Source organism: Lutibaculum baratangense AMV1, from assembly GCF_000496075.1.
In the GTDB taxonomy this organism is placed as follows: Bacteria; Pseudomonadota; Alphaproteobacteria; order Rhizobiales; family Tepidamorphaceae; genus Lutibaculum; species Lutibaculum baratangense.
In genome coordinates this window covers 97,713-118,939 of the sequence record NZ_AWXZ01000031.1, presented here as the reverse complement: position 1 = coordinate 118,939, position 21,227 = coordinate 97,713, and the positions used below count along the sequence as shown (strand labels likewise).

Here is a 21,227-nt window from a genome sequence, read left to right as displayed (position 1 = left end):
CTTGCGCTTGACGGAGCGGCCTGCCTAAGTCCGGCCCCGTGACCTTGTCCGGAGCCTCCGCATGACCGAAGTCGGCATCCTAGGTGCCCTCGTGGCCGGGATGATCTCGTTCGTCTCGCCCTGCGTCCTGCCGCTCGTGCCGCCCTATCTCTGTTTCCTTGCGGGGGTGACGCTCGACCAGCTGACGGGCGTCGGTGCCGCGGAGGCGCGGGGAGCGGTGCGCCGTCGCGTCTTCATCTCCGCGCTGGCCTTCGTGGCGGGCTTCACGACCGTCTTCGTGGCGCTCGGGGCGAGCGCCTCGGCGATCGGGCGGCTCGTGCTCTCCTACATGAACGTCCTGAGCTATGTCGCCGGCGCGGTCATCATCGTGATGGGCCTGCATTTTCTCGGCTTGCTGCGGATCGGGTTTCTCTACCGCGAGGCGCGCGTGCATGTGGAGAGGAAGCCGGCGGGGCCGTTCGGGGCCTATCTCGTCGGCCTCGCCTTCGCCTTCGGCTGGACGCCCTGCATAGGCCCGGTCCTGGCCGCCATCCTGTTCGTGGCCGGCACCGAGGACACCGTCGCGCGGGGCGCGGGGCTGCTCGCGGTCTACTCCGCCGGCCTCGGCATCCCGTTCCTGGTCGCGAGCCTGTTCGCCGGCCCGTTCATGCGGATGATGGCGCGGTTTCGCCGCCACATGGCGACGGTCGAGCGCACGATGGGGGCTCTCCTCGTGCTGACCGGCGTCATGTTCCTGACCGGCCAGATGCAGAGCCTGTCCTTCTGGCTGCTCGAGACCTTCCCGGGCCTCGCGCGGTTCGGCTGATCTCGCCTCAGTTCTCGTCTTCCCGGCCCTGCAGCGGCTTCTGCCGCATCAGCGCGAATCCGAGGAAGACGAGCGCCATCATGCCGGCCGAGGTCGCGAAGACGATCGCGAAGGCGTTGTCGGCGACGGCGGCGTCCGCGATCTCCACTGCCGCTCCCTCGCGCGCCATCGGGATGCCGTAGCCGAGCGCGATGGCGCCGAGGACGGCGACGCCGAACGCGCCGCCGAGCGACCGCAGGAAGGTGACGACGCCCGTCGTCGCCCCGAGCTCCGCCCGCTTCACGGCGTTCTGGGCCGCCACGATGGCGATGGGGAAGGTGAGCCCCATGCCGTAGCCGATGAACACCGTCAGGATCTCGACCCACAGGAGGCTCGCCCCCGCGGCCGTGAACGCGAGCACGCAGAGGCCTCCGAAGCTGATCGCGGCGCCCGCGAGCGCCATCAGCTTGTAGCGAACGACGCGCAGAAGCAGCCGGCCGCTCATCCAGGCGCCCGCGACCGTGCCGAGGAGCAGGCCCAGAAGCGCGGTGCCGGAGGCGCTGACCGAGAGCCCGAGCCCGTGCTGGAGGTAGATCGGCAGGAAGACCGTCAGGCCGACATTGCCGGCCTGGGCCATGAACATGGCGGCGGTCGCGGCACGCACGATCGGGTTCCTCAGGATCTCGATCGAAATGAGCGGCGCCTTCGCGCGCGTGAGGTGGAAGCCCAGGAGCGCGGCTATGAGGCCCGAGGCGACGAACAGGAGGAGCACCGGCGCCGACAGCCAGGGATAGGTCGCGCCGCCCCAGTTCAGGGCGAGCAGCAGCGCGGCGGTCGCCAGGATGAGGAGGAACGCGCCGACGACGTCGAAGCGATGCGCCTGGCGCTCGACCTGCAGCTTGCGCAGCGGCCGATTCATGATGAGGAGCGCGAGCGCGCCCAGCGGCACGTTGATCCAGAAGATCAGCGACCAGTGCAGGTGGTCGGCGAAGTAGCCGCCGAGCAGAGGCCCGGCCACGCTCGCCACGGCCCATGTGCCGGAGATCCAGGCGGCGAAGCGGCCGCGCTCGCGCGGCGGCACGAGGTCGCCGATGATCGTCTGGGTGAGGGCGAAGAGGCCCCCGCCGCCGAGACCCTGCACCGCCCGGCCGGCGATCAGCACGAACATGTTCTGCGCGAGCGCGCAGATGACGGAGCCGAGGACGAAGACGATGACCGCGCCGGCGATGGTGGGGCGCCGCCCGTACATGTCGGAGATCCGGCCGTAGAGCGGCGCGGTCGCCGTGGAGGTGAGGAGATAGGCGGTGACGATCCACGGCAGGTAGTGCGCGTGGCCGAGATGCGCGCCGATCGTCGGCATCGCGGGGGCGACGATCGTCTGGTCGAGCGCCGCGAGGAGCATTGCGAGCATCACCCCGCCGACGATCGCCGTCATCTCGCGGTCGGTGATCGGCGGCGGGCGGAATCCCTGCGTGGGCTCGAAGTGGGGCTGATCGTTCATCGGAACCGGCGGCGTGGGGCGGAGCATCACGCGTGGCGGGGGCCGGGACGTGGCTGCGCCGGAGGGAGACCCGGAGATAGCGCGTGGCGACCGCCAAGTCGAGACGGTCTCGAAAACGGCGATGCCGCCACCCTTACACCGCAGATTTTGCGGAAGGCTTCTTCCTGCGCCACCTGACGGGCCTTCTGACCCGATCGATGGGAGAGGGACGGGTGGCGGGCAGCACGCTGAGCCCGACGCGGGTGACGGCGCCGTCGTCGGAGAGATCGCGGACGATGAGCTCGATGCGGCCGACAGCGATGCGGTCGCCGCGATGTGTGTCGGCTCCCAGCCGGCGGGAGAGGTATTGGCCGATCGTCTGCTGACCGTCCTCCGCCTCGATGCCCATGCCGTACTCGTGGGCGACGGCGGCGAGTGGGGCGTCGCCCTGCAGCACGAACTCGCCGAAATACTCCGTGTCGTCCTCGTCGATGGCGACGGGGCTCGCGAACAGCCGGTCGAGGAGCCGGATCGTTCGGGGGGAGGAGAAGATGTAGACGAGGTCGCCCGGCGCGAGCCTTCCCGCCTCGTGGTGGCGCATGGAGCGGTTGTCGCGGACGACCAGCGAAGGGCGTGCCCAGCGCGGCAGCCTCTCCCCGCGGCTGACGGGGCTTCCGTCGACGACGCGGTAGACGATGAGCTCGTGCGTCGCGTGGCCGGGCAGCTCGAGCTCGACCTTCTCGACCGGCCCGATCGTCGGCGGCACGACGAGACCGAGGCGGCGCGCGAGCGGCCGAATCGACCAGCCTTGGACGACGAGCGAGGTCAGCACGATGATGAAGGCGATGTTGAAGAAGGCCTGGCCGACGTCGAGCCCGGCGAGGATCGGCGCGATGGCGAGCAGGATCGACACGGCACCGCGCAGGCCCACCCAGGAGACGAAGGCGATCTCGGTGGCCGAGAAGCCGAAGGGAAGGAGGCAGGCGGTCACGGCGAGCGGGCGGGCGACCAGGATGAGGATCGCGGCGGTGATGAGGCCGGGCAGCAGGATAGCGCCGAAATGGGAGGGCGTGGCCAGTAGGCCCAGGAGCAGGAACATGACGATCTGGCTGAGCCAGGTGAGCCCCTCCTGGAAGCGCCGGAGCATCGGCGTGGCGCGGGTCGTGTAGCGTGCGGAGACGAGGCCTGCGACGTAGGCTGCGAGGAAGCCGGACCCGCCGAGAAGGCTCGTCGTGGCGAACGCCATCAGCGCAAGGCCGAGGACGAGGACGGGGTAGAGGCCGGCTTCGAGCTGCAGGCGCTTCATCGTCTGGCCGATCAGGTGGCCGCCGAGATAGCCGCCGACCGCGCCGAGCCCCATCTGCAGGACGAACTGTGAGACGAGCGTGAGAACGCCTGCGCCGGCTTCGCCCTCGGTGGCGATCAGGCCGAGAAGGGCGAGGGTCGAGAAGACCGCCACAGGGTCGTTCGAGCCCGACTCGACCTCGAGCGTCGCCCGCACGCGCTCACGGATCCTCACCCCGCCGATGCGGAGGAGGAAGAACACGGCGGCGGCGTCCGTCGAGCTGACGATCGCGCCGAGGAGAAGCGACGGCAGCCAGTCGAGGTCGAAGAGCAGGTGAACCGCGGCGGCGAGAATGCACGTCGTCATCACGACGCCGACGGTGGAAAGCGTGAGCGCGGGCCAGGCCGCGCGGCGCAATGTCTCGGTGCGGGTGTTGAAGCCGGCATCGAACAGGATGAGCACGAGCGCGACCGAGCCGATCGAGTACGCGACGCCTGCATTGTCGAAGTCGAGGCCGAGACCGTCCTCGCCCACCGCCAGACCGAGCGCGAGGAAGACGAGAAGCAGGGGAGCCCCGATCCGGAAGGCGATCAGGCTCGTCGCCACGGCGAGCACGAGGAGGCTCGAGCCGATCAGGATGGCGACGAAGAGGGGGTCGAACATCGAAGCTGCGGTTCCGTGGCGGGGCGAAGTGTGATCTACCTGCGGGAGAGCCGGCTGCACCGGGCGCTGCGCCGCAGTCTGACCTGCGGATTGAATCACCTGTCCATTATGGCGCGGCGGCTCCCCTGTTGCCCATCTAGGCGTGCAAGCGAGGCGAAAAATGGATGAGCTCGTCCCCGATGCGCTCGGACATCTGCACGAGGCGCTCGCCATAGCCGCGGAACTGGGCGCGGCGCCCGACGCCGCAGGTGCGGAACAGCGCAGCCAGTCCGTCCTCGTGAGGATCGCCGACCTCGAGCCGACGAAGACGACGGTCGTGGCGAGCACGCTGTCGCAGGCGAGGTTCTTCGACGATCTCGTGCGCGAGCAGGTGTCGCGCGACGACGTGGCCGCCGGACACCTGGCCTTCGCGGAGGCGGCCGGCGGTTTCCACGCGCGGCTCGTCGCGCTGTTGCAGGACGCCCCCGAGGCCTCTCTGGCGCGGGAGGTGGCCGAGCTCGGGGCGGAGTTCGGTCGACTTCAAGACGAATACGCGCCCGTCGGGCAGGCCGCGCTCGAGGAGATCGAGCGGGAGCACGTCGTCCAGGAGGCCTACACGGAGTTCAGGGCGGCGGTGCGGCAGGCCGAGGCGCATGCCCTCCACCTGCTCGAGACCGCCTTCGCGCGGTACAACACCGCCCGGCAGAAGGTGCAGGAGGAACTCGGCGGCAGTGCCGATGCCGACGGCGTCTCGCTTCTGGAGCGGCTGCGGCAGCTGCAGGACGAAGAGCGGCGCTGGGGCGTCGCGCGGGACGTGGCCAACCGGATCGCGGCCGCATCCGGGGACGCCCAGATCGTGATGGGGCGCCTGACGCAATCGACGTCGTGCAAGGAGCGTCTCTACTGGCAAAGCCAGGCCTTCATCGGCTCGGTGACGACACTCATCGAGGCGCTGCCGCGGCTTCTCGCCAGAGGCCTGCCGCGCGAGCATCGCGACGAGGTCGTGCGCGGCCTCGCGAGTGCGGTGGAGCTCTTCCAGCAGCGCAGCCGCGACACGGCCGAGGAGATCGAGCGCCTCGCGAGAGAGGCGGCCGAGGACATCGGCGAACTCGTGGCCGACAGCGAGGCGCGCCTGCAGCGCCTCACCCCCCACCGTCCCGGCTGAGCAGGGGAGGGCGGCGGGACAGTCCGCCTCCTCACGTTAAGGCCGAACGCGAGCCGTTGGCGGCAAACACCTCGTTGCGTTCAGGTAACGGTGCGTTCTTCATGTTCAACATTAAGCGCCCGCGAAGTGCTTTGTTAACCGCAGGGGCGACATGTCTCGGTCTCCCGAGTGCGCGCAACGGACACGATCGCGAAAGGCGGACGTGCCGAACCGGGCCCGGAGTTCGCTTCTCCCGCGATGGATGTCTTGTCTCCGGAGCGGCCGCGCAGCATGGTGCCGCAAGTCAGGTAGAAAAATGCGACCCCAGTACATGTCCGAACCCTTGCCGGCGGAAAACGTCGACCCCGCCTTCGAGCCCCGCCCGCGGCCCCCGCGCGACCCGATCGAGGGCCGCACCGTCAGGCTGGAGGCCTTCGACGTGGCGCGCCATGCCCGCCACCTCTTCGACGCGTTCCAGTCCGACGCGGAAGGTCATATCTGGGACTACCTCGCCTACGGGCCATTCCCGGACCTCACCTCCTACGTCACGCACGCGCGGCGGACGATGGTGGGGCGCGACCCGTTCTTCCACGCCATCGTCGACAAGGCGACCGAGCGGCCGACGGGCGTGGCCGCCCTGATGCGCATCGTGCCCGAACACGGCGTGATCGAGGTGGGGCACCTCTGCTACGGCCCCGCGCTGCAGCGGACGGTGCAGGCGACCGAGGCGCAGTACCTGCTGATGCGGCGCGTGTTCGAAGAGCTCGGCTATCGCCGCTACGAATGGAAGTGCAACGCGGAGAACGAGGCCTCGATGCGCGCGGCGGAGCGCCTCGGCTTCCGGTACGAGGGCACGTTCCGCAAGCACATGGTCGTCAAGGGGCGCAACCGCGACACCGCCTGGTTCTCGATCACCGACGACGAGTGGCCCCAGGTGAAGCAGGCGCTGGAGGCGTGGCTCTCGCCGCAGAACTTCGACGCCGAAGGCCAGCAGCGCTCCCGCCTGATGGTCTGGCAGAGCTGACAGAACCACCCACGGTGAGGCCCGGCGTGCCGGAGCCTCAGCTCTCCGCCCGCCATAGACTGCGCAGCAGCTTCGCGACGCCCCACAGGCTGAACAGGGCGATGAGGATGCCGGCGAGCCTGTCGGGCCACCGCGCCGCGAAGTCGGATACCGCGAGGGCGGCGATGACGACGCCGAGATCGGCGACGAAATCCCACCGCGCCTGACGGAAGACCCAGCGCCGCTCGTCTCCGGCAGCCGCGATCCGGCGCAGCCGGAAGGCGACGAAGACGTTGATGCACAGCGAGACGAGCGCGACGCCGACCATCACCCACGGGTTCGGCAGGCGTGCACCGCCGAGTCCCGTGAGGGGCGCGGCGACGACCCAGAGGAACATGACCGCGGCGATGATCGCCACGAGGGATGCCGCGGCGCGGTAGACGCCCCGCGAGCCGCTGCGCAGGATGACGGCCACGCCTGCGGCGGCACCGTCGCGGAGGGAATCGACGGCGAGCGCCACGAGCGCGACGGAGCCGGTCGCGAAGCCCGCGAGCGCCTGCAGGATCGCGAGGCCGAGGCTGAGGCTCGCAGCCTGGCGCAGCACCGCTCCTTCGGCCGGCGAAGCCGGCACGTAAAGCTCGCTGTCGCGGTCGATCGGCCCGCCGGGCTTTCCGCCCAGCGGATCGAGACCGTTCGTCGTTCCGTTCGAGACCATGATCGCCTACCGGACCGGCGTCTCCGGAACGGGCGTCACGGGACGGCCGGTGTCGAAATAGCTCCTGATGTTGTCGACGACGAGCTGGGCCATCTTGTTCCGGGTGAACATCGATGCCGACGCGACATGAGGCAGCAGCGTCACGTGCTCCATCTCGATCAGCTCGCGCGGCACGCGCGGCTCGTCCTCGTAGACGTCGAGGCCGGCGCTGAGGATCCGCCCCTCCCTGAGGGCCGCGATCAGAGCCTGCTCGTCGACCGTCGTGCCGCGGCCGATATTGATCAGCACGCCGTCGGGGCCGAGCTCGTCCAGCACCTTCGCATCGATCATGTGGCGCGTCGCGAGGCCGCCCGGCGCGACGTTCACGAGAACGTCGACGTCACGGGCCATGTCGGCGAGCTTCGAGTAGTAGCGGTAGGGCACGTCCTTCTGCTCGGTCCGTCCGAAATACGAGATCGGCGTGCGGAAGGCGTCGAGCCGCTTCGCCACGGCCTTGCCGATCCGCCCGAGCCCGACGATGCCGATGCGGCGATCGCGCATCGTGGCCTTCGTCAGGGGGAAGGGGCCTTCCTTCTCCCACCGGCCGGCACGGAGGTAGCGCTCCGCCTCGCCGAGCTGGCGCAGCGTCATGAGGATGAGGCCCACGGCCGTGTCGGCCACCTCGTCGGTCAGCACGTCGGGCGTGTTCGACACGAGGATCCCGTTCTCGCCCGCCCACTTCGCGTCGACCGAATCGTAGCCCACGCCGAAATTCGCGACGAGCTTGAGGTTCGGCAGGCGCTGCATGAAGGTGGCGTCGACCGGCCGCTTGCCGGCCGTGGCGATCGCCACGATCTTCTCGCCGTGCTCGGCGATGAGCGCGTCCTCGTCCGCCTCCCACAGCCGGTGCAGTACGTAGCTGCCGTCGAGCTGCTGGAAGACGGTCTTCATCATCGGACCGGTGACGATGATCTCGGGCTTGCCCATGCCGGCATCTCCTGTTCGCTTGGCCATTCCCTCCGCCCTTGCCGGACGCCGGGAGCAGAGGGATAGCGCGAGTGGAGGCCGGGGGCTAGAAGGCGCCCTTCACGAGGTTCGTCGGCTCGCCGCGCACGAAGTTCTCGATGTTGTCGACGAGCTGGTCGGCGAGCGTCTGCTGCGCCTCGTCCGACGCCCAGGCGACGTGCGGCGTGATGATGACGTTGGGCCGGTTGGCGATCCTCATCAGGGGATGGTCCATCGGCGGCGGCTCGACCGCGGCCACGTCGAAGCCCACGCCGGAGATCAGATCCTCGTCGAGCGCCTGCTCGATGTCCTCCTCGACGACGAGCCCGCCGCGCGCCGTGTTGACGATCAGCGGCTTCTTCTTCATCCGCCGGAACTCCGGCATGCCGATCATGCCCTTCGTGGCGGGCGTGAGCGGGCTGTGCAGCGTGATGACGTCGGCCGTCTCGATCACCTCGTCCCACGGCGTGTAGAGGGGCCCGAGGCCCGACACGCCCTTGTGCGCCGCGAACATCGTGTGCATGCCGAAGCCGCGGGCGATCTCGGCGACGCCTTGGCCGAGGACGCCCTCGCCGATGATGCCGAGCCTCGCGCCGCGCAGGTCGCGGATCGGGTGGTTGAAGAAGCAGAACTGGTTCGCCTTCTGCCACTCGCCGTCGAGCACGTCCTGTCGGAACGGCACGATCGAGCGCCGGAGGGCGAGGATCAGCGCGAAGGTGTGCTCGGGCACCGTGGCGAGCGCATAGCCGCGGATGTTCGAGATCGCGATGTCGTGCTCCTGGCAGTAGGTCTTGTCGACGCAGTCCGTGCCGGTCGCGGCGACGGCGATCAGCTTCAGGTCGGGAAGCTCGGCCAGGGCCTCGGCCGTCAGCTTCACCTTGTTGATGATGGCGATCTCGGCGCCCTTCAGCCGCTCCACGACCTGGTCGGGCGCCGTCTGCTGGTGCTCCACCAGCTCATGCTCGAAGCTCGGCGGCCGCAGGTTGATCTGCGGCGCGATCGTGGCGCGGTCGAGAAAGACGATCTTCTTCATGAGCTGGTCCTGCATGTCCCGGCGGGTCTCTGCCCGCACCGTTGTTGCCATCCTCGCCCGCCTGCCACGGTCACGCGGAGATGGTGTTGCTCCCCCGCGGCGCATGCCGCCGAACCGGCAGCCGCCGCGCCACACGCTCGGCCGACGGGCTCCCCTTCGGGCGCCGCCGCCGGCGAGGGAGAGAATGGCGCAAATGATCTCCCGCCGCCAGTGGTATACCAGCACAGCCTCGCACGTGGGCTCGCGCGCTCCGGCAGTGCGGTGACTGGGCGTCGCGGCCTGCCGCGTCCGTTGGCCTCGCGTCACGTTCTGTTACTCTCTCGCACGGCGCCTCGAGTCCCGCGTTTGGAGCAGCCTCTCATGACGTTGATCTTCCGGATCGCCGCGATCCTCGCCGCTCTGCCTTTCCTCGCTGCTCCGGCGCTGGCGGCGAAGGACACGCTGACGATGGGAATGACGCTCGAGCCTCCGCATCTCGACCCGACGGCGACGGCCGCCGCCGCCACCGACGAGGTCGTCTACGCCAACGTCTTCGAGGGGCTGACGCGCATCGACGCCGCGGGCGCGGTGCAGCCGGCCCTGGCGGCGAGCTGGGACGTGACGGAGGACGGCACCGTCTACACGTTCCACCTGCGGGAGGGTGTCAGCTTCCACGACGGCACGCAATTCGACGCCGAGGACGTGGTCTTCTCCTTCGAGCGCGCGATGGCGGAGGGTTCCGTCAACGCGCAGAAGCAGATCTTCGAGCCGATCGAGGCCGTGGAGGCTCTCGATCCGCGAACGGTGAAGGTCACGCTGAGGCGGCCGACCGGCAGCTTCCTGTTCGATCTCGGCTGGGGCGATGCGGTGATCGTCGCTCCGGAGAGTGCCGACGCCAACCGGTCGGCTCCAGTGGGCACGGGGCCCTTCAGGTTCGAGCGACGGGTGGCGGGCGACCGGGTGGAGCTGACGCGCTTCGAAGATTACTGGGGCGAGGCGCCGGCACTGGCGCGGGCGACGTTCAAGTTCATCCCCGATTCGGCCGCCGCCGCGGCCGCGCTGCTGGCCGGCGACATCGACGCCTTCGCGAACCTGCCGGCCCCCGAGCTCGTGCCGCAGTTCGAGGCGGATCCGAGGTTCACCGTCGAGATCGGCGTGACCGAGGGCGAGACGATCCTCGCCATGAACAACGCCCGCGAGCCCTTCTCGAACCTCAAGGTGCGCCAGGCGATCTCGCACGCGCTCAACCGGGACGCGATTATCCAGGCGGACTTCGACTACGGCACCCCGATCGGCTCCCACTTCTCGCCTGTGCACCCGGCCTATGTCGATCTGACGGGCACCTATCCGCACGACGTGGAGAAGGCCAAGGCCCTGCTCCGGGAGGCCGGGTACGCCGAGGGGTTCGAGGCGACGCTCAAGTTGCCGCCGCCGAACTATGCACGCCGGGCCGGCGAGATCATCCAACAGCAGCTCGCGCAGGTCGGCATCACGGTCGAGATCGTGCCGGTCGAATGGGCGCAGTGGCTCGAGCAGGTGTTCAAGGGGGCCGACTACGACATGACGGTCATCGCGCACACCGAGCCGATGGACATCGGCATCTATGCCCGCGACGACTACTATTTCGGCTACGACAGTGCCGAGTTCGACGGGGTGATGGAGGAGCTCTCGGCGGAGGCGGACGAGGGTCGGCGCCATGAGCTGATGGCGGAGGCGCAGCGCATCCTCGCCGAGGACGCGGTGAACGGCTTCCTCTACCAGCTGCCGAAGATCGGGGTCTGGAACGCAGCGGTGGAAGGCCTGTGGCGGAACACCCCCATACAGGCGAACGACCTGACGGAGGTGCGCTGGCGGGAATGACGCCGCAGGCGCCCGGGGCTCCCGGATTGGCGATATGCGGGCCATGACCCCATGAGCGTCCTCATCGCCAAGCGGCTCGTCGCCTTCGTGCTGACGCTCCTTGCGACGTCGCTCGTCGTGTTCACCGTGATGCGGGTGCTGCCCGGCGATCCCGCCGCGATCATTCTCGGCACCGGCGCGCGGGAAGACACACTCCTCGCGCTGCGCCAGCAGATGGGCCTCGACCGGTCTTTCGTCGCCCAATATCTCGCCTGGACCGGCGGGGTCCTCATCGGCGATTTCGGCACGTCCTACACCTACGCGGTCCCCGTCTCGCAGCTCGTGGCGGAGCGGCTGTCGGTGAGCCTGCCGCTCGCCGTCTTCGCGATCCTGCTCTCCACCGCCATCGCGATACCCTGCGGGGTCGTGGCGGCGAGCCGGCGGGGACGTGCGGGAGATCTCGGCATCTCGGCCGCCGCGCAGCTCGGCGTGGCGGTGCCGAACTTCTGGCTCGCGATGCTGCTCGTCCTCGTCTTCGCGGTCGGGATGGGCATCTTCCCGGCCGGCGGGTTTCCCGGGTGGGAGGCTGGGCTCCGGCCCTCCCTGAAGGCACTGGTGCTGCCGAGTGTCGCGCTGGCGTTGCCCCAGGCGGCGATCCTGACGCGGGTGACGCGCTCGGCGGTGCTCGAGACGCTCGGCGAGGACCACGTGCGGACGGCACGGGCAAAGGGGCTGACGCGGCGGGCGGCCCTGTGGCGGCACGCGGTGCCGAACGCGCTCATCCCCGTCGTCACGATCCTCGGCCTGCAGTTCTCGTTCCTGCTGGCGGGCACGATCGTCATCGAGAACGTGTTCTACCTGCCGGGCATCGGGCGGCTCCTCTTCCAGGCGATCGCACAGCGCGACCTGATCGTGGTGCAGTCGCTCGTCGTTCTGATCGCGGCGGCCGTCGTCGTCGTGAACTTCCTCGTCGACCTCGCCTATCTCGCCATCGACCCGCGCTTGAGGACGGGGAGCGGTGATGTCGACTGACGCCGCGGCCGCGGGGGCGGGAAGCGGGGCGTCGGCAGGCCTCGTGATCGGGCTCGCGATGACCGCGACGTTCCTCGCCGTGGCGCTCGTCGCGCTCGCCTGGACGCCCTACGACCCGGTGGCGATGAACATGGCCGACCGCCTGCAGGGCCCGTCGCGGGCCCACTGGCTCGGCACCGATCTCTACGGGCGCGACGTCCTGTCGATGATCATGGCGGGCAGCCACAACTCGGTGCTCGTGGCGCTCGTCGCCGTGGGCATCGGGATCGGCATCGGCGTGCCGCTCGGCAGCATGGCGGCGGCGACGCGGGGCCTCGCCGACGAGGCGATCATGCGCTTCGCCGACTTCACCTTCGCCTTTCCCTTCATCCTCTCGGCGGTGATGATCACGGCGCTTCTCGGACCCGGCAGCGTGAACGCGATCATCGCGATCGGCATCTTCAACATCCCGGTCTTCGCACGCGTCACGCGCGGCGCCTCCCTGCCGGTCTGGCGGCGCGACTTCATCCTGGCGGCGCGGGCCGCGGGCAAGGGGCGCGCGCGCATCGCCGTCGAGCACGTCCTGCCGAACATCGCGGCCGTCCTGATCGTGCAGGCGACGATCCAGTTCGCGCTGGCGATCCTCGGCGAGGCGGCGCTCTCCTATCTCGGCCTCGGCGCCCAGCCGCCGGCTCCCTCCTGGGGCAAGATGCTGAACGAGGCGCAGACACTGGTGGCGGTGGCGCCCCATCTCGTCGTCTTTCCCGGCCTCGCCATCGTGCTGACCGTGCTCGGCCTGAACCTCCTGGGAGACGGGCTCCGCGACCTTCTCGACCCGCGGCTGAGGACCCGCGTCGGATGAGCCCGCTCGTCGACATACGGGGGCTCGAGCTCGGGCTGGGCGAGATGGAGATCCTGCGCGGCGTCGACCTCAGGATCGGCCGCGGCGAGGCGGTGGGGCTCGTGGGGGAATCGGGCTCCGGCAAGTCGATGCTGGCGCTCGCCCTCATGGGGCTCGAGCCGGACGGCATGTGGCGGCGCGGCAGCGTCAGGTTCGACGGCCGCGAGCTCATCGGCCAGGGCGACCGCGAGATGAGCCGCATCCGCGGCCGGCGCATCGCCATGGTCTTCCAGGAGCCGATGACGGCGCTCGACCCCGTGCGGACGATCGGCGAGCAGGTGGCGGAGGGGCCGCGCTGGCATTTCGGCCTCTCGCGCCGGGCCGCACGTGACCGCGCGCGGGAGATGCTGGAGAAGGTCGGGATGCCCGAAGACCGCTTTTCTCTCGGTCTCTATCCGCACCAGCTCTCGGGCGGTCAGCGCCAGCGCGTCGTCGTCGCGATGGCCTTGTCCTGCGGCCCCGAGCTTCTGATCGCCGACGAGCCGACGACCGCGCTCGACGTGACGATCCAGGCACAGATCCTCGACCTCCTCTGCGCGGTGACTGCCGAAAGCGGGATGGCGCTTCTCATGATCAGCCACGATCTCGGCGTGATCGCCGAGACGACGGACCGGATGTACGTGATGCGGGCGGGGGAGATCCTCGAGGAGGGGCCGACCGAGCAGGTGTTCCGCGAGATGGCCCATCCCTATACGCGCGCGCTGTTCGAGGCGATGCCGTCTCGCGACCTTATGGGCCGGCGGGGAGGGGGGACGTGACGCCCGACATGCCGCCGCTCGTGAGGGCTCAGAACGTCGTGCGCGACTTCGCGCTGCCGCGGCGGTCGCTGCTCGGGCCTGGCCGTGTCTTCCGGGCGCTGCACGGGGTTTCGCTGTCGATCGAGCGGGGCGAGAGCGTCGGCCTGATCGGCGAGTCCGGGTCCGGCAAATCAACCTTCGCACGCCTCGTGATGGGGCTCGACCGGCCGACCGCCGGCCGCATCGAGGTCGCGGGGGTGGATCTCGGCGCGGGGAGGGCGGCGCTCGCCGCGGCGCGGCGGCACATGCAGATGGTTTTCCAGGACCCCTACGGGTCGCTCGACCCGCGCCGCACCGTCGGGTGGAGCATCGCGGAGCCGCTGGCGGCGCTGCCTGGGCCTTCGTCACGGGCGGAGCGGCGACGCCTCGTGACGGAGACGCTCGAGGCGGTGGGGCTGGAGCCCGAACATGCAGCGCGCTACCCGCACGAGTTCTCGGGCGGTCAGCGGCAGCGGATCGCGATCGCGCGCGCGCTCATCACCGCGCCCGACCTGATCGTCGCGGACGAGCCCGTCTCGGCCCTCGACGTGTCGGTTCAGGCGCAGGTGCTGCGGCTGATGCGCCAGCTCGAGGAGGCGAGGGGCGTGACCTTCCTCTTCATCAGCCACGACCTCAGCGTCGTGCGCAACGTCACGCGGCGGGTCGCGGTGATGTATCAGGGCCGCATCGTCGAGACGGGGCCCACGGACGCGGTGTTCGCGGCGCCCGCCCATCCCTACACTTCGCTCCTCATGTCGGCGGTGCCGCTGCCCGATCCCGCGCGGCGGCGAAAGGCACGGCATGCGAGAACCGAGGCCCGCCCGGAGCTGCCGCGAGGCGGCTGTCCGTTCGCGCCGCGGTGCCCGCGCGTGCAGGCCGACTGCCGCGAAGCCGAGCCGCCGCTCGCGCCGGTCGAAGCCGGGCGGCAGGCGGCGTGCTTTCATCCGCTGTGAGGCTTCAGGCCGCGTCGCGCTGGTCGTCCGGCCCCTCAGCGGCGACCGTCACCTCGACGTCCATGCCGAGGAAATCCTCGGCGGCACCCTCGTAGGATCCGCTCAGGGGCGAAGCCTGCGAAGGATCGCGGGCTATGCCGACGCGGATCAGGTTGCGGCCGCCGATGATGCCGTTCGTGGGGTCGAACTCGACCCAGCCGGCCCCCGGCAGGAAGACCTGCAGCCACGCATGCGTCTCGCCGCCGCCCACGAGGCCCTCGCCACCGCCCACGAGCGCGTCGTCGTAGAGATAGCCCGTGACGAACTGCGCCGCGAGGCCGAGGCTGCGGCAGGCCTCCATCATGAGAAGGGCGAAGTCGCGACAGCTCCCGGCCTTCGTCCGCAGCGTCTCGCCGGGATCCTGGGTGCCCTCGTCCTCGCGCCGGGCGTAGCCGAAGTCGCGCTTCACGGCCATGCACATCGCCTCGAGCATCGGCAGCGTCTGCCGGTCGGGCGTCACGTCGATGAAGCTGCGCGCCCACTCGTCGACGACATGGTCGGGATCGTCGTAATGGCGCTCGCGCGTCCGGCCGAGATCGACTACCTCGTCCGCCGAATAGGAGAACGGATAGGTCTCGGCGTGGCGGTCGAGCTCGATCGCGTCGCGCGCGATCGAGTAGTGCTCGGCCAGGAACTCCGACACGATCTCGAGCGTGTCGCCCGGCTCGGTGAAGTGCAGGTGGGCGACCGAGTTGCCGAAGACGTCGTGCATCCACTTCGTCTCGGCGGCCGGGCTCACCGTCAGCCACGTCTCCCTGAGCCGGAGGTCGTGGCTGTCGCGTGGACGCGACATCATGCGGTGGTCGCCGAAGGCGACGGGCCGCGCGTAGCGATAGGTGGTGCGATGGGTCACTCGGAGGAGGTGCATGTCATGCCGCCGGGATTGGAATACCCGACAACGTGCTCGCACCCCCTCCGGTTCGCCGGGATCAGGCCCAGCCGGTGTTGCCCTGCTTCACGAGGACGGGCGTGCCGATCGTCGTGTTGTCGTAGAGGTGGATGATGTCCTGGTTCAGGAGCCGGATGCAGCCCGACGACATCGACTTGCCGATCGACCACGGCTCGTTCGTGCCGTGGATGCGGTAGAGCGTGTCACGGCCGTTCTGGAAGAGGTAGAGCGCGCGGGCGCCCAGCGGGTTGTCGAGGCCCGGATCCTGGCCGTTGCGGTACTTCTCGAGCTCCGGCTGGCGCTCGATCATGCTCGCCGGCGGCGTCCAGGTGGGCCAGGGCTTCTTGTCCTGGATCGTCGCGCGTCCGGCCCACTCGAAGCCCTGCCGGCCGACGCCGACGCCGTAGCGCATCGCGCGCCCGCCGGTCTGCACGTGGTAGAGGAACGGCCCGGACGTATCGACGATGATCGTGCCGGGCGCCTCGCCCGTGGGATCCGGGACCTCCCGTCGCCAGTAGCGTGGGTCGATCTGGCGGAGATCAATGCGCGGGACGGGGAACTGCTCGTTCGGCATCGGCCCGTACATGCTGACGTAGCGGGCCGGAATGTCCATCGCCGGCATCTCGGGACGGACGGCCAGTGGATCGGGACGGGCGCCGCTGTTGCAGGCCGCCAGAAACAGCGGAAGGCCGGCGACGAGGCCGCGACGTGTCAGGCCACCACGGCCATTGTTCTCGGGGTTGTGTGTCATGTCTCGCGAACTGCTCCGAAAGTCAGCGGTGCGGTCGTGATCGCCGCCGCCGATCTTCACTCGTGTTACTTTGGATTCGGCGCGGAGGCCGCTCAGGTCTGCATCGGCGCCCGCCGTGGCGGGGGAGGGTCGTCCCCGGCGCGCCGTCCGTTCGGGGCCCGATCGTCGGGTTGGGACTCGTACGCGCTCCCGCCGGCATGGCTTCCGCCCCCGATCGGCGACCCTGCGGCCGGCAGCAGCATCGCGCATTTCGCAGCCTGGCAGCGTTCTCCGGTGCCGGCGGGGAGGTCGGTCGGCGACGACGTCGCCTCTACCGGCGCCTTTCCGGCGACCACCAGCTGGGGCGCTGGAGCGAGCGCAAGACAGGCGATGGCGAGGCAGGCGAGGCCCGCCACCCATTGCCGTATCATGTGCGCCGTTCTCTGCATTTCGCTCACGCGCTCCGCCGAAACGTGCCACCGGCGCTCCGTAGCGCCCACGCAGGTGGAGTATAGATGCAGAGGGGGCGCTCCCGGTTCCCACAGGCGGATCGCGGACGTTCACATTCCCATCAGTGTGACGCACCGCACACAGTGTCTTCGGCACGCTACTCCGCGGGCATCCGGCCGTCTCCGGAAACGAGCGTGCGCGCCCGCGCGAGCTCCTCGACGAGCGCCCGCTCCTGGGTCGCGCGAGGCTTGCTGAAGGGAGCGAGCATCAGGAACGCGACGGGCGTCAGGTAGAGCGTGAAGATCGTCGCGAAGCCGAGGCCGCCGATCACGATCCAGCCGAGCGCCTCGCGCGCCTCCGCGCCTGCGCCGAAGGCGAAGACGAGCGGGAGCCCACCCAGGACGGTCGAGAGGGCAGTCATCACGACGGGGCGCAGCCGGGTGACTGCAGCTTCCGTGATCGCGTCGCGCACACCGACACCCTCGTCGCGCCGCTGGTTCGCGAACTCCACGATCAGGATGCCGTTCTTCGCCATGATGCCGACGAGCAGGACGAGGCCGATGGCGCTGTAGTAGTTCAGCGAGCCGCCGGTGAACCACATGGCGTAGACGGCCGCTGCGATCCCGAACGGCACCGTGATCATGATGACCGCGGCGCTGACGACGCTCTCGAACTGCGCGGCCAGCACGAGAAGCACGATCAGCAGCGCGAAGCCGAACACGACCGACAGGCTCTGGCTCGACTGTTCGAGCACGCTCGCCTCGCCGAGCAGGATGATCGACATCTCCGGCGGCAGCACGTCGGCCGCCGACTGCCGCATCTCCGCAACCGCGTCGCCCAAGGCCACGCCCTCCGCCAGTGCCGCCGTGATCGGCACGGCGCGGCGCTTCTGCTCGCGCGACAGGTTCGGGGCGATCGCCACCTCCTCGACCTTCACGAGCGACGAGAGGTTGACGAAACGCCCATCCCCGGTCCTGACGAAGAGGTTCGCGATATCGGTCGGATCGTTGATGGGGCGTGCGCCGGCCGACAGCACGACGTCGATGATCTCGTCGTCGACGAAGAGATCGGCGGCGTCGTAGTCGTCGATCATCACGTTCACGAGCTTCGTCACGGCGTCGATGGACACGCCGAGCGCCGTCGCGGCCTCGCGGTCGATCACGACGCTGAGCTGGGGCTGGGTGGTGTCGAAGGACGGGCGGGCGCTCGTGAAGGTGCCGCTCTGCGCCAGCTGCGCCGAAATCGCGTCGGCGGCGTCGGCTGCGCCCGCGTACGTGGGTCCCGCGACGGCGAAGCGGAGGCCCTGGCCGGCGCCGCGGATGCCGAGGCTGTTGGGATAGATCGCCCGGAAGTTGAGGCCCGGGATCTTCGAGAAGCGGCTCTGCAGCTCCGCCTGGATCTCCTGCTGGCTGCGCTCGCGCTCCGACCAGTCCGCGAGCGTCGCCACGATGAAGCCCGAGTTCGTCGAGCGGCGCCCGACGAGGGAGAGCACGTTCGTCACCTCGCCCTTGTCGACGAGCTCCTGCAGGCCGCTCTCGACGACGGCCATCTTGCCGCTGAGATAATCGAGATTCGAGCCTTGCTGGGTCAAGAGCATCATCAGGATGACGCCGCGGTCCTCCGGCGGCGTCAGTTCCTGGGGGAGCGAGCGGAAGACGCCGAGCGTCGCCGTCGCGAAGAGGAGGGCCAGCGCAACGGTGATGAGCGGCGCGGCGAGGCACCAGCCGAGCGTGCGGGCGTAGACGGCGGCGAGGGCGCCGCCGACCCGGTCGTAGCTGCGCGCCACGATCCCGCGCCGCGGAGCCGTCGCGTGGTCCGGCGCGAGGCGGGCCGCAAGCATCGGGCACAGCGTCAGGGCGACCATCGACGAGATCGTCACCGAAAAGGCGAGGACGAAGCCGAACTCGGCGAAGAGCTTGCCGGCCTGGCCCGGCAGGAAGGAAATCGGGATGAAGACGGCGGCAAGCGTCGCGGTCGTCGAAAGGACGGCGAAAACGATCTCGCGCGTGCCGATCAGGGCGGCCGCGCGCCGCCCGACCCCCTTCGAGCGCCACCGCTCGATGTTCTCGAGCACGACGATCGCGTCGTCCACGACCATGCCGGTGGCCATAACGAGCGCGAGCAGCGTCAGGATGTTGACCGAGAAGCCGAACAGCCAGATCGCCGCGATGGTGCCGAGGAGCGACACGGGGATCGTCACGGCCGGGATGAGCGTCAGGCGCGGAGAGCGCAGGAACAGGAAGATCACCGCGATCACGATCAGCGTCGCGAGGATGAGGCTCGACACGACCTCCTGCAGCGCGCCCTTGATGAAGACGGCGTCGTCGGAGGTCACGACGATCGACACGCCTTCGGGCAACGAAGGCCGGAGCTGGACGACCGCCTGCCTCACGCCTTCGGAGATGGCGATCGTGTTCGACTGGGCCTGGCGGATGATCTCGAGGCCCGCCGAGGAGCGGCCGTTCAGGCGCGTGTAGCCGGAGGGTCTCTCGAGGGCCCAGTCGACGAGAGCTATGTCGCGGATCTGTGTCTGCTCGTTGAGGTAGAGCGCGCCTACCTGCTCGGGTGTCGTGACCGGGGCCTGGGCGCGCACGAGGAGCTCCTGGCTCTCGCTGCGCAGCGCACCGGAGGGTGCCGTGACCGTCACGCGGGAGAGAGCGTTTTCGACATCCTCCACGGTGAGGCCGCGCGCGGCGAGGTTCACCGGCAGGAGCTTCACGTCGACGATCCTGTTGCGCAGCCCGTAGCTGTTGACGGCGGCCACCCCCTCCACGGACGCGAGCCGGTCGGCGATGATGTCGTCGATGAGGTTCGACAGTTCGCCCTCGGACAGCGTCTCAGAGGACACCGCGATGCGCATGATCGCCTCGCCGTCGTCGTCCGCCTTGACGACGACGGGATCTTCGGCGGCGTCCGGCAGCCGGCGCTCCACGGCGGCGACGGCATTGCGGACGTCGGAGGCGGCGACGTCGAGATCGACGGAATCGGTGAACTCGAGCACCACGCGGCTCGAGCCGTAGGAGGAAGTCGAGGAGATGTTCGCGACGCCCGGCACCTGCGAGGCGGCGCTCTCGATGATCGCCGTCACCTGCGTGTCGATCGCTTCCGGCGTCGCGCCGGTATAGGTCGTGCGCACGGTCACGACGGGGCGGTCGACGCTCGGCAGTTCGCGAACCTCGACGGCCATCAGGGCGGCAAGGCCGGCGACGATGACGAGAAGGCTCAGGACCGTCGAGAGGACGGGGCGGCGGATGAAGACGCTGACCCAGCCCAGCTCGCCCGGGGGCGGACCGTCAGTGGATGCGGCCATCGACTTCCCCCGCCTGTCTTGCGCTCAGTTCCGTCGGTTGCTCCGCCGCGGCGTCCCCGACGGGAGCCACCGTCTGGCCCGTGCGGACCTGGTCGCCGCCTTCGTGGACGATGAGATCCCCGGGAGACAGCTCCGCGTCGACGAGCACCGCGGAGCCGCCGCGCTCCAGGATCGCGATCGACACGCGCTCGACCGCCCGGTCGGGTTTCAGGCGCCAGACATAGGCGCCGTTGCGGTCCCACTGGATCGCCAGGCCCGGAACGGCCGGAGCGTCCCCGCCCTCGATGCGGAGCTCGACGCTGAAGGTCGAGCCCGGGATGAGCCGGCCGTCCGCGTTCGGCACCTCCGCCTCGACGCTCAGGCTGCGCGAGGTGGGGTCGAGCCGGCTGTCGATCGCGGAGATCGTGCCGGCGAAGACGTCGCCGGGGCGCGAGACGAGGGCGGCCCTGACGGGTTGGCCGAGCTCGACCGAGCCGGCGGCCGCCTCGGGAATCGTGAACTCGATGACGAGCGTCGAGCGGTCGTCGATCGTGGCGATGCTCGCCCCGGTGGCGAGGTAGTCGCCGGCAGTGAGCGTCGTGAGCCCCATGATCCCGCCGAAGGGGGCCCGGATGGTGCGCTGTTCGAGGGCGTGCCGCGCGGCGGCGAGATCCGCCTCGGCGACGGCGAGGTCGGTCCGAGCCTGCTCGAGCTGGGCCGTCGACACCGCCGAGGTCCGGGCCAGCACCTCGTATCGGTCCACGGTCGCCTTCGCCTGGTCGCGTGCCGCCGCCGCCCTGTCCACGGAGATGCGCTCCGCCTCGTTCTCCAGCACCACGAGCGGGTCCTTCGCCTCCACGCGCTGGCCGGGCCGGAAGGCCACCTCGCCGACGATGCCGCCGACCTGGGCCGCCACCGTGAGGCTTCGCACCGCCCGGCCGGAGCCCACCGCGCTGACCCGGTCGCTGCGCTGGCCCAGCCGGATTTCGGCGGTGGTCACCGTCGTTTCGCTCGGACCTCTCGGACCGCGCGGCCGTGCTCCGTCTGCTGCAGGGGCGCCACCGCCGCTCGACGTGGCGGCCACCACCTGGTCGAGCGGCAGGCTGTCGCGCCACCAGTATGCGGCGCCCGCTGTCGAAGCGACGAGCAGGAGGATGATGAGCTGTCGGCTCGTTCTCATGTGATCTCGGTCTCGGGGCGCTGCGGCGGCTTCGGGACGAGGCAGCCGTCGAGCGTAATATGCTCCAAGATTGTCGATTAATGTGGCGAATGAATCCGCGAGTGTCGCAGGCTTCGCAGTC

General features: G+C 69.8%; 17 protein-coding genes. 8 read left to right on the top strand and 9 right to left on the bottom strand.

Annotated elements, in window-relative coordinates:
- Nucleotides 1–61 precede the first annotated feature (61 nt).
- Nucleotides 62–805, top strand: a complete 744-nt coding sequence (locus tag N177_RS11810; RefSeq protein ID WP_023432567.1) for a cytochrome c biogenesis CcdA family protein — start codon at nucleotides 62–64, stop codon at nucleotides 803–805.
- A 7-nt stretch (nucleotides 806–812) separates the two neighbouring features.
- Here N177_RS11810 and N177_RS11805 read toward each other — a convergent pair whose 3' ends face one another.
- Together N177_RS11805 and N177_RS11800 are read right to left on the bottom strand one after the other, a co-directional pair.
- On the bottom strand, nucleotides 813–2,285 hold the full coding sequence (locus tag N177_RS11805; protein WP_040485686.1) for an MDR family MFS transporter: 1,473 nt from the start codon (nucleotides 2,283–2,285) through the stop codon (nucleotides 813–815).
- 133 nt (nucleotides 2,286–2,418) lie between these two features.
- A complete protein-coding gene (locus N177_RS11800) occupies nucleotides 2,419–4,212 on the bottom strand; it encodes a potassium/proton antiporter (protein ID WP_023432564.1) in 1,794 nt (597 codons plus the stop codon).
- A 160-nt stretch (nucleotides 4,213–4,372) separates the two neighbouring features.
- Here N177_RS11800 and N177_RS11795 point away from each other — a divergent pair, with 160 nt between their 5' ends.
- Together N177_RS11795 and N177_RS11790 are read left to right on the top strand one after the other, a co-directional pair.
- A complete protein-coding gene (locus N177_RS11795; RefSeq protein ID WP_023432563.1) occupies nucleotides 4,373–5,356 on the top strand; it encodes a hypothetical protein in 984 nt (327 codons plus the stop codon).
- Nucleotides 5,357–5,666: 310 nt separating this feature from the next.
- Nucleotides 5,667–6,359, top strand: a complete 693-nt coding sequence (locus N177_RS11790; RefSeq protein ID WP_023432562.1) for a GNAT family N-acetyltransferase — start codon at nucleotides 5,667–5,669, stop codon at nucleotides 6,357–6,359.
- Nucleotides 6,360–6,396: 37 nt separating this feature from the next.
- Here the strand turns inward: N177_RS11790 and N177_RS11785 are convergent, their stop codons facing one another.
- The 3 genes from N177_RS11785 to N177_RS11775 form a co-directional block, all read right to left on the bottom strand.
- Entirely contained in the window at nucleotides 6,397–7,053 is a 657-nt protein-coding gene (locus N177_RS11785) for a cation efflux transmembrane domain-containing protein (protein ID WP_023432561.1), read from the bottom strand.
- Nucleotides 7,054–7,059: 6 nt separating this feature from the next.
- Nucleotides 7,060–8,019, bottom strand: coding sequence for a 2-hydroxyacid dehydrogenase (locus tag N177_RS11780; RefSeq protein ID WP_023432560.1), 960 nt, complete (start codon nucleotides 8,017–8,019; stop codon nucleotides 7,060–7,062).
- Between the two features lie 85 nt (nucleotides 8,020–8,104).
- Nucleotides 8,105–9,121 carry a D-2-hydroxyacid dehydrogenase gene (locus N177_RS11775; protein ID WP_244444275.1) on the bottom strand — a complete coding sequence of 339 codons (1,017 nt, stop codon included), beginning with the start codon at nucleotides 9,119–9,121 and terminating at the stop codon, nucleotides 8,105–8,107.
- Nucleotides 9,122–9,430: 309 nt separating this feature from the next.
- On the opposite strand from N177_RS11775, the gene N177_RS11770 reads away from it, so the two are divergent.
- Genes N177_RS11770 through N177_RS11750 form a run of 5 tightly spaced genes read left to right on the top strand, consistent with a single transcriptional unit; the run spans nucleotide 9,431 to nucleotide 14,529 of the window.
- Nucleotides 9,431–10,909, top strand: a complete 1,479-nt coding sequence (locus tag N177_RS11770; protein WP_023432558.1) for an ABC transporter substrate-binding protein — start codon at nucleotides 9,431–9,433, stop codon at nucleotides 10,907–10,909.
- Nucleotides 10,910–10,960: 51 nt separating this feature from the next.
- Nucleotides 10,961–11,920: an ABC transporter permease gene (locus tag N177_RS11765; RefSeq protein ID WP_023432557.1), complete on the top strand. Its 960-nt coding sequence runs from the start codon at nucleotides 10,961–10,963 to the stop codon at nucleotides 11,918–11,920.
- Nucleotides 11,910–12,761, top strand: a complete 852-nt coding sequence (locus N177_RS11760) for an ABC transporter permease (protein ID WP_023432556.1) — start codon at nucleotides 11,910–11,912, stop codon at nucleotides 12,759–12,761. The genes N177_RS11765 and N177_RS11760 overlap by 11 nt, the downstream gene beginning before the upstream one ends.
- Nucleotides 12,758–13,558, top strand: coding sequence for an ABC transporter ATP-binding protein (locus N177_RS11755; RefSeq protein ID WP_023432555.1), 801 nt, complete (start codon nucleotides 12,758–12,760; stop codon nucleotides 13,556–13,558). Before N177_RS11760 ends, N177_RS11755 begins: the two co-directional genes overlap by 4 nt.
- Entirely contained in the window at nucleotides 13,555–14,529 is a 975-nt protein-coding gene (locus N177_RS11750) for an oligopeptide/dipeptide ABC transporter ATP-binding protein (protein WP_023432554.1), read from the top strand. The genes N177_RS11755 and N177_RS11750 overlap by 4 nt, the downstream gene beginning before the upstream one ends.
- A gap of 4 nt (nucleotides 14,530–14,533) precedes the next feature.
- Here N177_RS11750 and N177_RS11745 read toward each other — a convergent pair whose 3' ends face one another.
- The 4 genes from N177_RS11745 to N177_RS11730 form a co-directional block, all read right to left on the bottom strand.
- Nucleotides 14,534–15,436 (bottom strand): transglutaminase family protein, encoded by a 903-nt coding sequence (locus tag N177_RS11745; protein WP_040485663.1) that lies wholly within the window; start codon nucleotides 15,434–15,436, stop codon nucleotides 14,534–14,536.
- A gap of 61 nt (nucleotides 15,437–15,497) precedes the next feature.
- Complete coding sequence (locus tag N177_RS11740; protein WP_051402356.1) at nucleotides 15,498–16,208, bottom strand: L,D-transpeptidase; 711 nt, start codon at nucleotides 16,206–16,208, stop codon at nucleotides 15,498–15,500.
- 586 nt (nucleotides 16,209–16,794) lie between these two features.
- The gene (locus N177_RS11735; RefSeq protein WP_023432551.1) at nucleotides 16,795–19,947 is read right to left on the bottom strand and encodes an efflux RND transporter permease subunit; all 3,153 of its coding nucleotides are present in this window, start codon (nucleotides 19,945–19,947) and stop codon (nucleotides 16,795–16,797) included.
- Nucleotides 19,931–21,106 carry an efflux RND transporter periplasmic adaptor subunit gene (locus tag N177_RS11730; protein WP_051402355.1) on the bottom strand — a complete coding sequence of 392 codons (1,176 nt, stop codon included), beginning with the start codon at nucleotides 21,104–21,106 and terminating at the stop codon, nucleotides 19,931–19,933. The genes N177_RS11735 and N177_RS11730 overlap by 17 nt, the downstream gene beginning before the upstream one ends.
- Nucleotides 21,107–21,227: the final 121 nt, after the last annotated feature.

Bases quoted from the DNA above. Each gene is read 5' to 3' on its own strand.
- N177_RS11755 (WP_023432555.1), top strand. From the start codon at position 12,758: ATGAGCCCGCTCGTCGACATACGGGGGCTCGAGCTCGGGCTGGGCGAG.
- N177_RS11795 (WP_023432563.1), top strand. From the start codon at position 4,373: ATGGATGAGCTCGTCCCCGATGCGCTCGGACATCTGCACGAGGCGCTC.
- N177_RS11730 (WP_051402355.1), bottom strand. From the start codon at position 21,106: ATGAGAACGAGCCGACAGCTCATCATCCTCCTGCTCGTCGCTTCGACA.
- N177_RS11775 (WP_244444275.1), bottom strand. From the start codon at position 9,121: ATGGCAACAACGGTGCGGGCAGAGACCCGCCGGGACATGCAGGACCAG.
- N177_RS11765 (WP_023432557.1), top strand. From the start codon at position 10,961: ATGAGCGTCCTCATCGCCAAGCGGCTCGTCGCCTTCGTGCTGACGCTC.
- N177_RS11735 (WP_023432551.1), bottom strand. From the start codon at position 19,947: ATGGCCGCATCCACTGACGGTCCGCCCCCGGGCGAGCTGGGCTGGGTC.
- N177_RS11800 (WP_023432564.1), bottom strand. From the start codon at position 4,212: ATGTTCGACCCCCTCTTCGTCGCCATCCTGATCGGCTCGAGCCTCCTC.
- N177_RS11790 (WP_023432562.1), top strand. From the start codon at position 5,667: ATGTCCGAACCCTTGCCGGCGGAAAACGTCGACCCCGCCTTCGAGCCC.
- N177_RS11770 (WP_023432558.1), top strand. From the start codon at position 9,431: ATGACGTTGATCTTCCGGATCGCCGCGATCCTCGCCGCTCTGCCTTTC.
- N177_RS11745 (WP_040485663.1), bottom strand. From the start codon at position 15,436: ATGCACCTCCTCCGAGTGACCCATCGCACCACCTATCGCTACGCGCGG.
- N177_RS11785 (WP_023432561.1), bottom strand. From the start codon at position 7,053: ATGGTCTCGAACGGAACGACGAACGGTCTCGATCCGCTGGGCGGAAAG.
- N177_RS11740 (WP_051402356.1), bottom strand. From the start codon at position 16,208: ATGACACACAACCCCGAGAACAATGGCCGTGGTGGCCTGACACGTCGC.
- N177_RS11805 (WP_040485686.1), bottom strand. From the start codon at position 2,285: ATGAACGATCAGCCCCACTTCGAGCCCACGCAGGGATTCCGCCCGCCG.
- N177_RS11780 (WP_023432560.1), bottom strand. From the start codon at position 8,019: ATGGGCAAGCCCGAGATCATCGTCACCGGTCCGATGATGAAGACCGTC.
- N177_RS11760 (WP_023432556.1), top strand. From the start codon at position 11,910: ATGTCGACTGACGCCGCGGCCGCGGGGGCGGGAAGCGGGGCGTCGGCA.
- N177_RS11810 (WP_023432567.1), top strand. From the start codon at position 62: ATGACCGAAGTCGGCATCCTAGGTGCCCTCGTGGCCGGGATGATCTCG.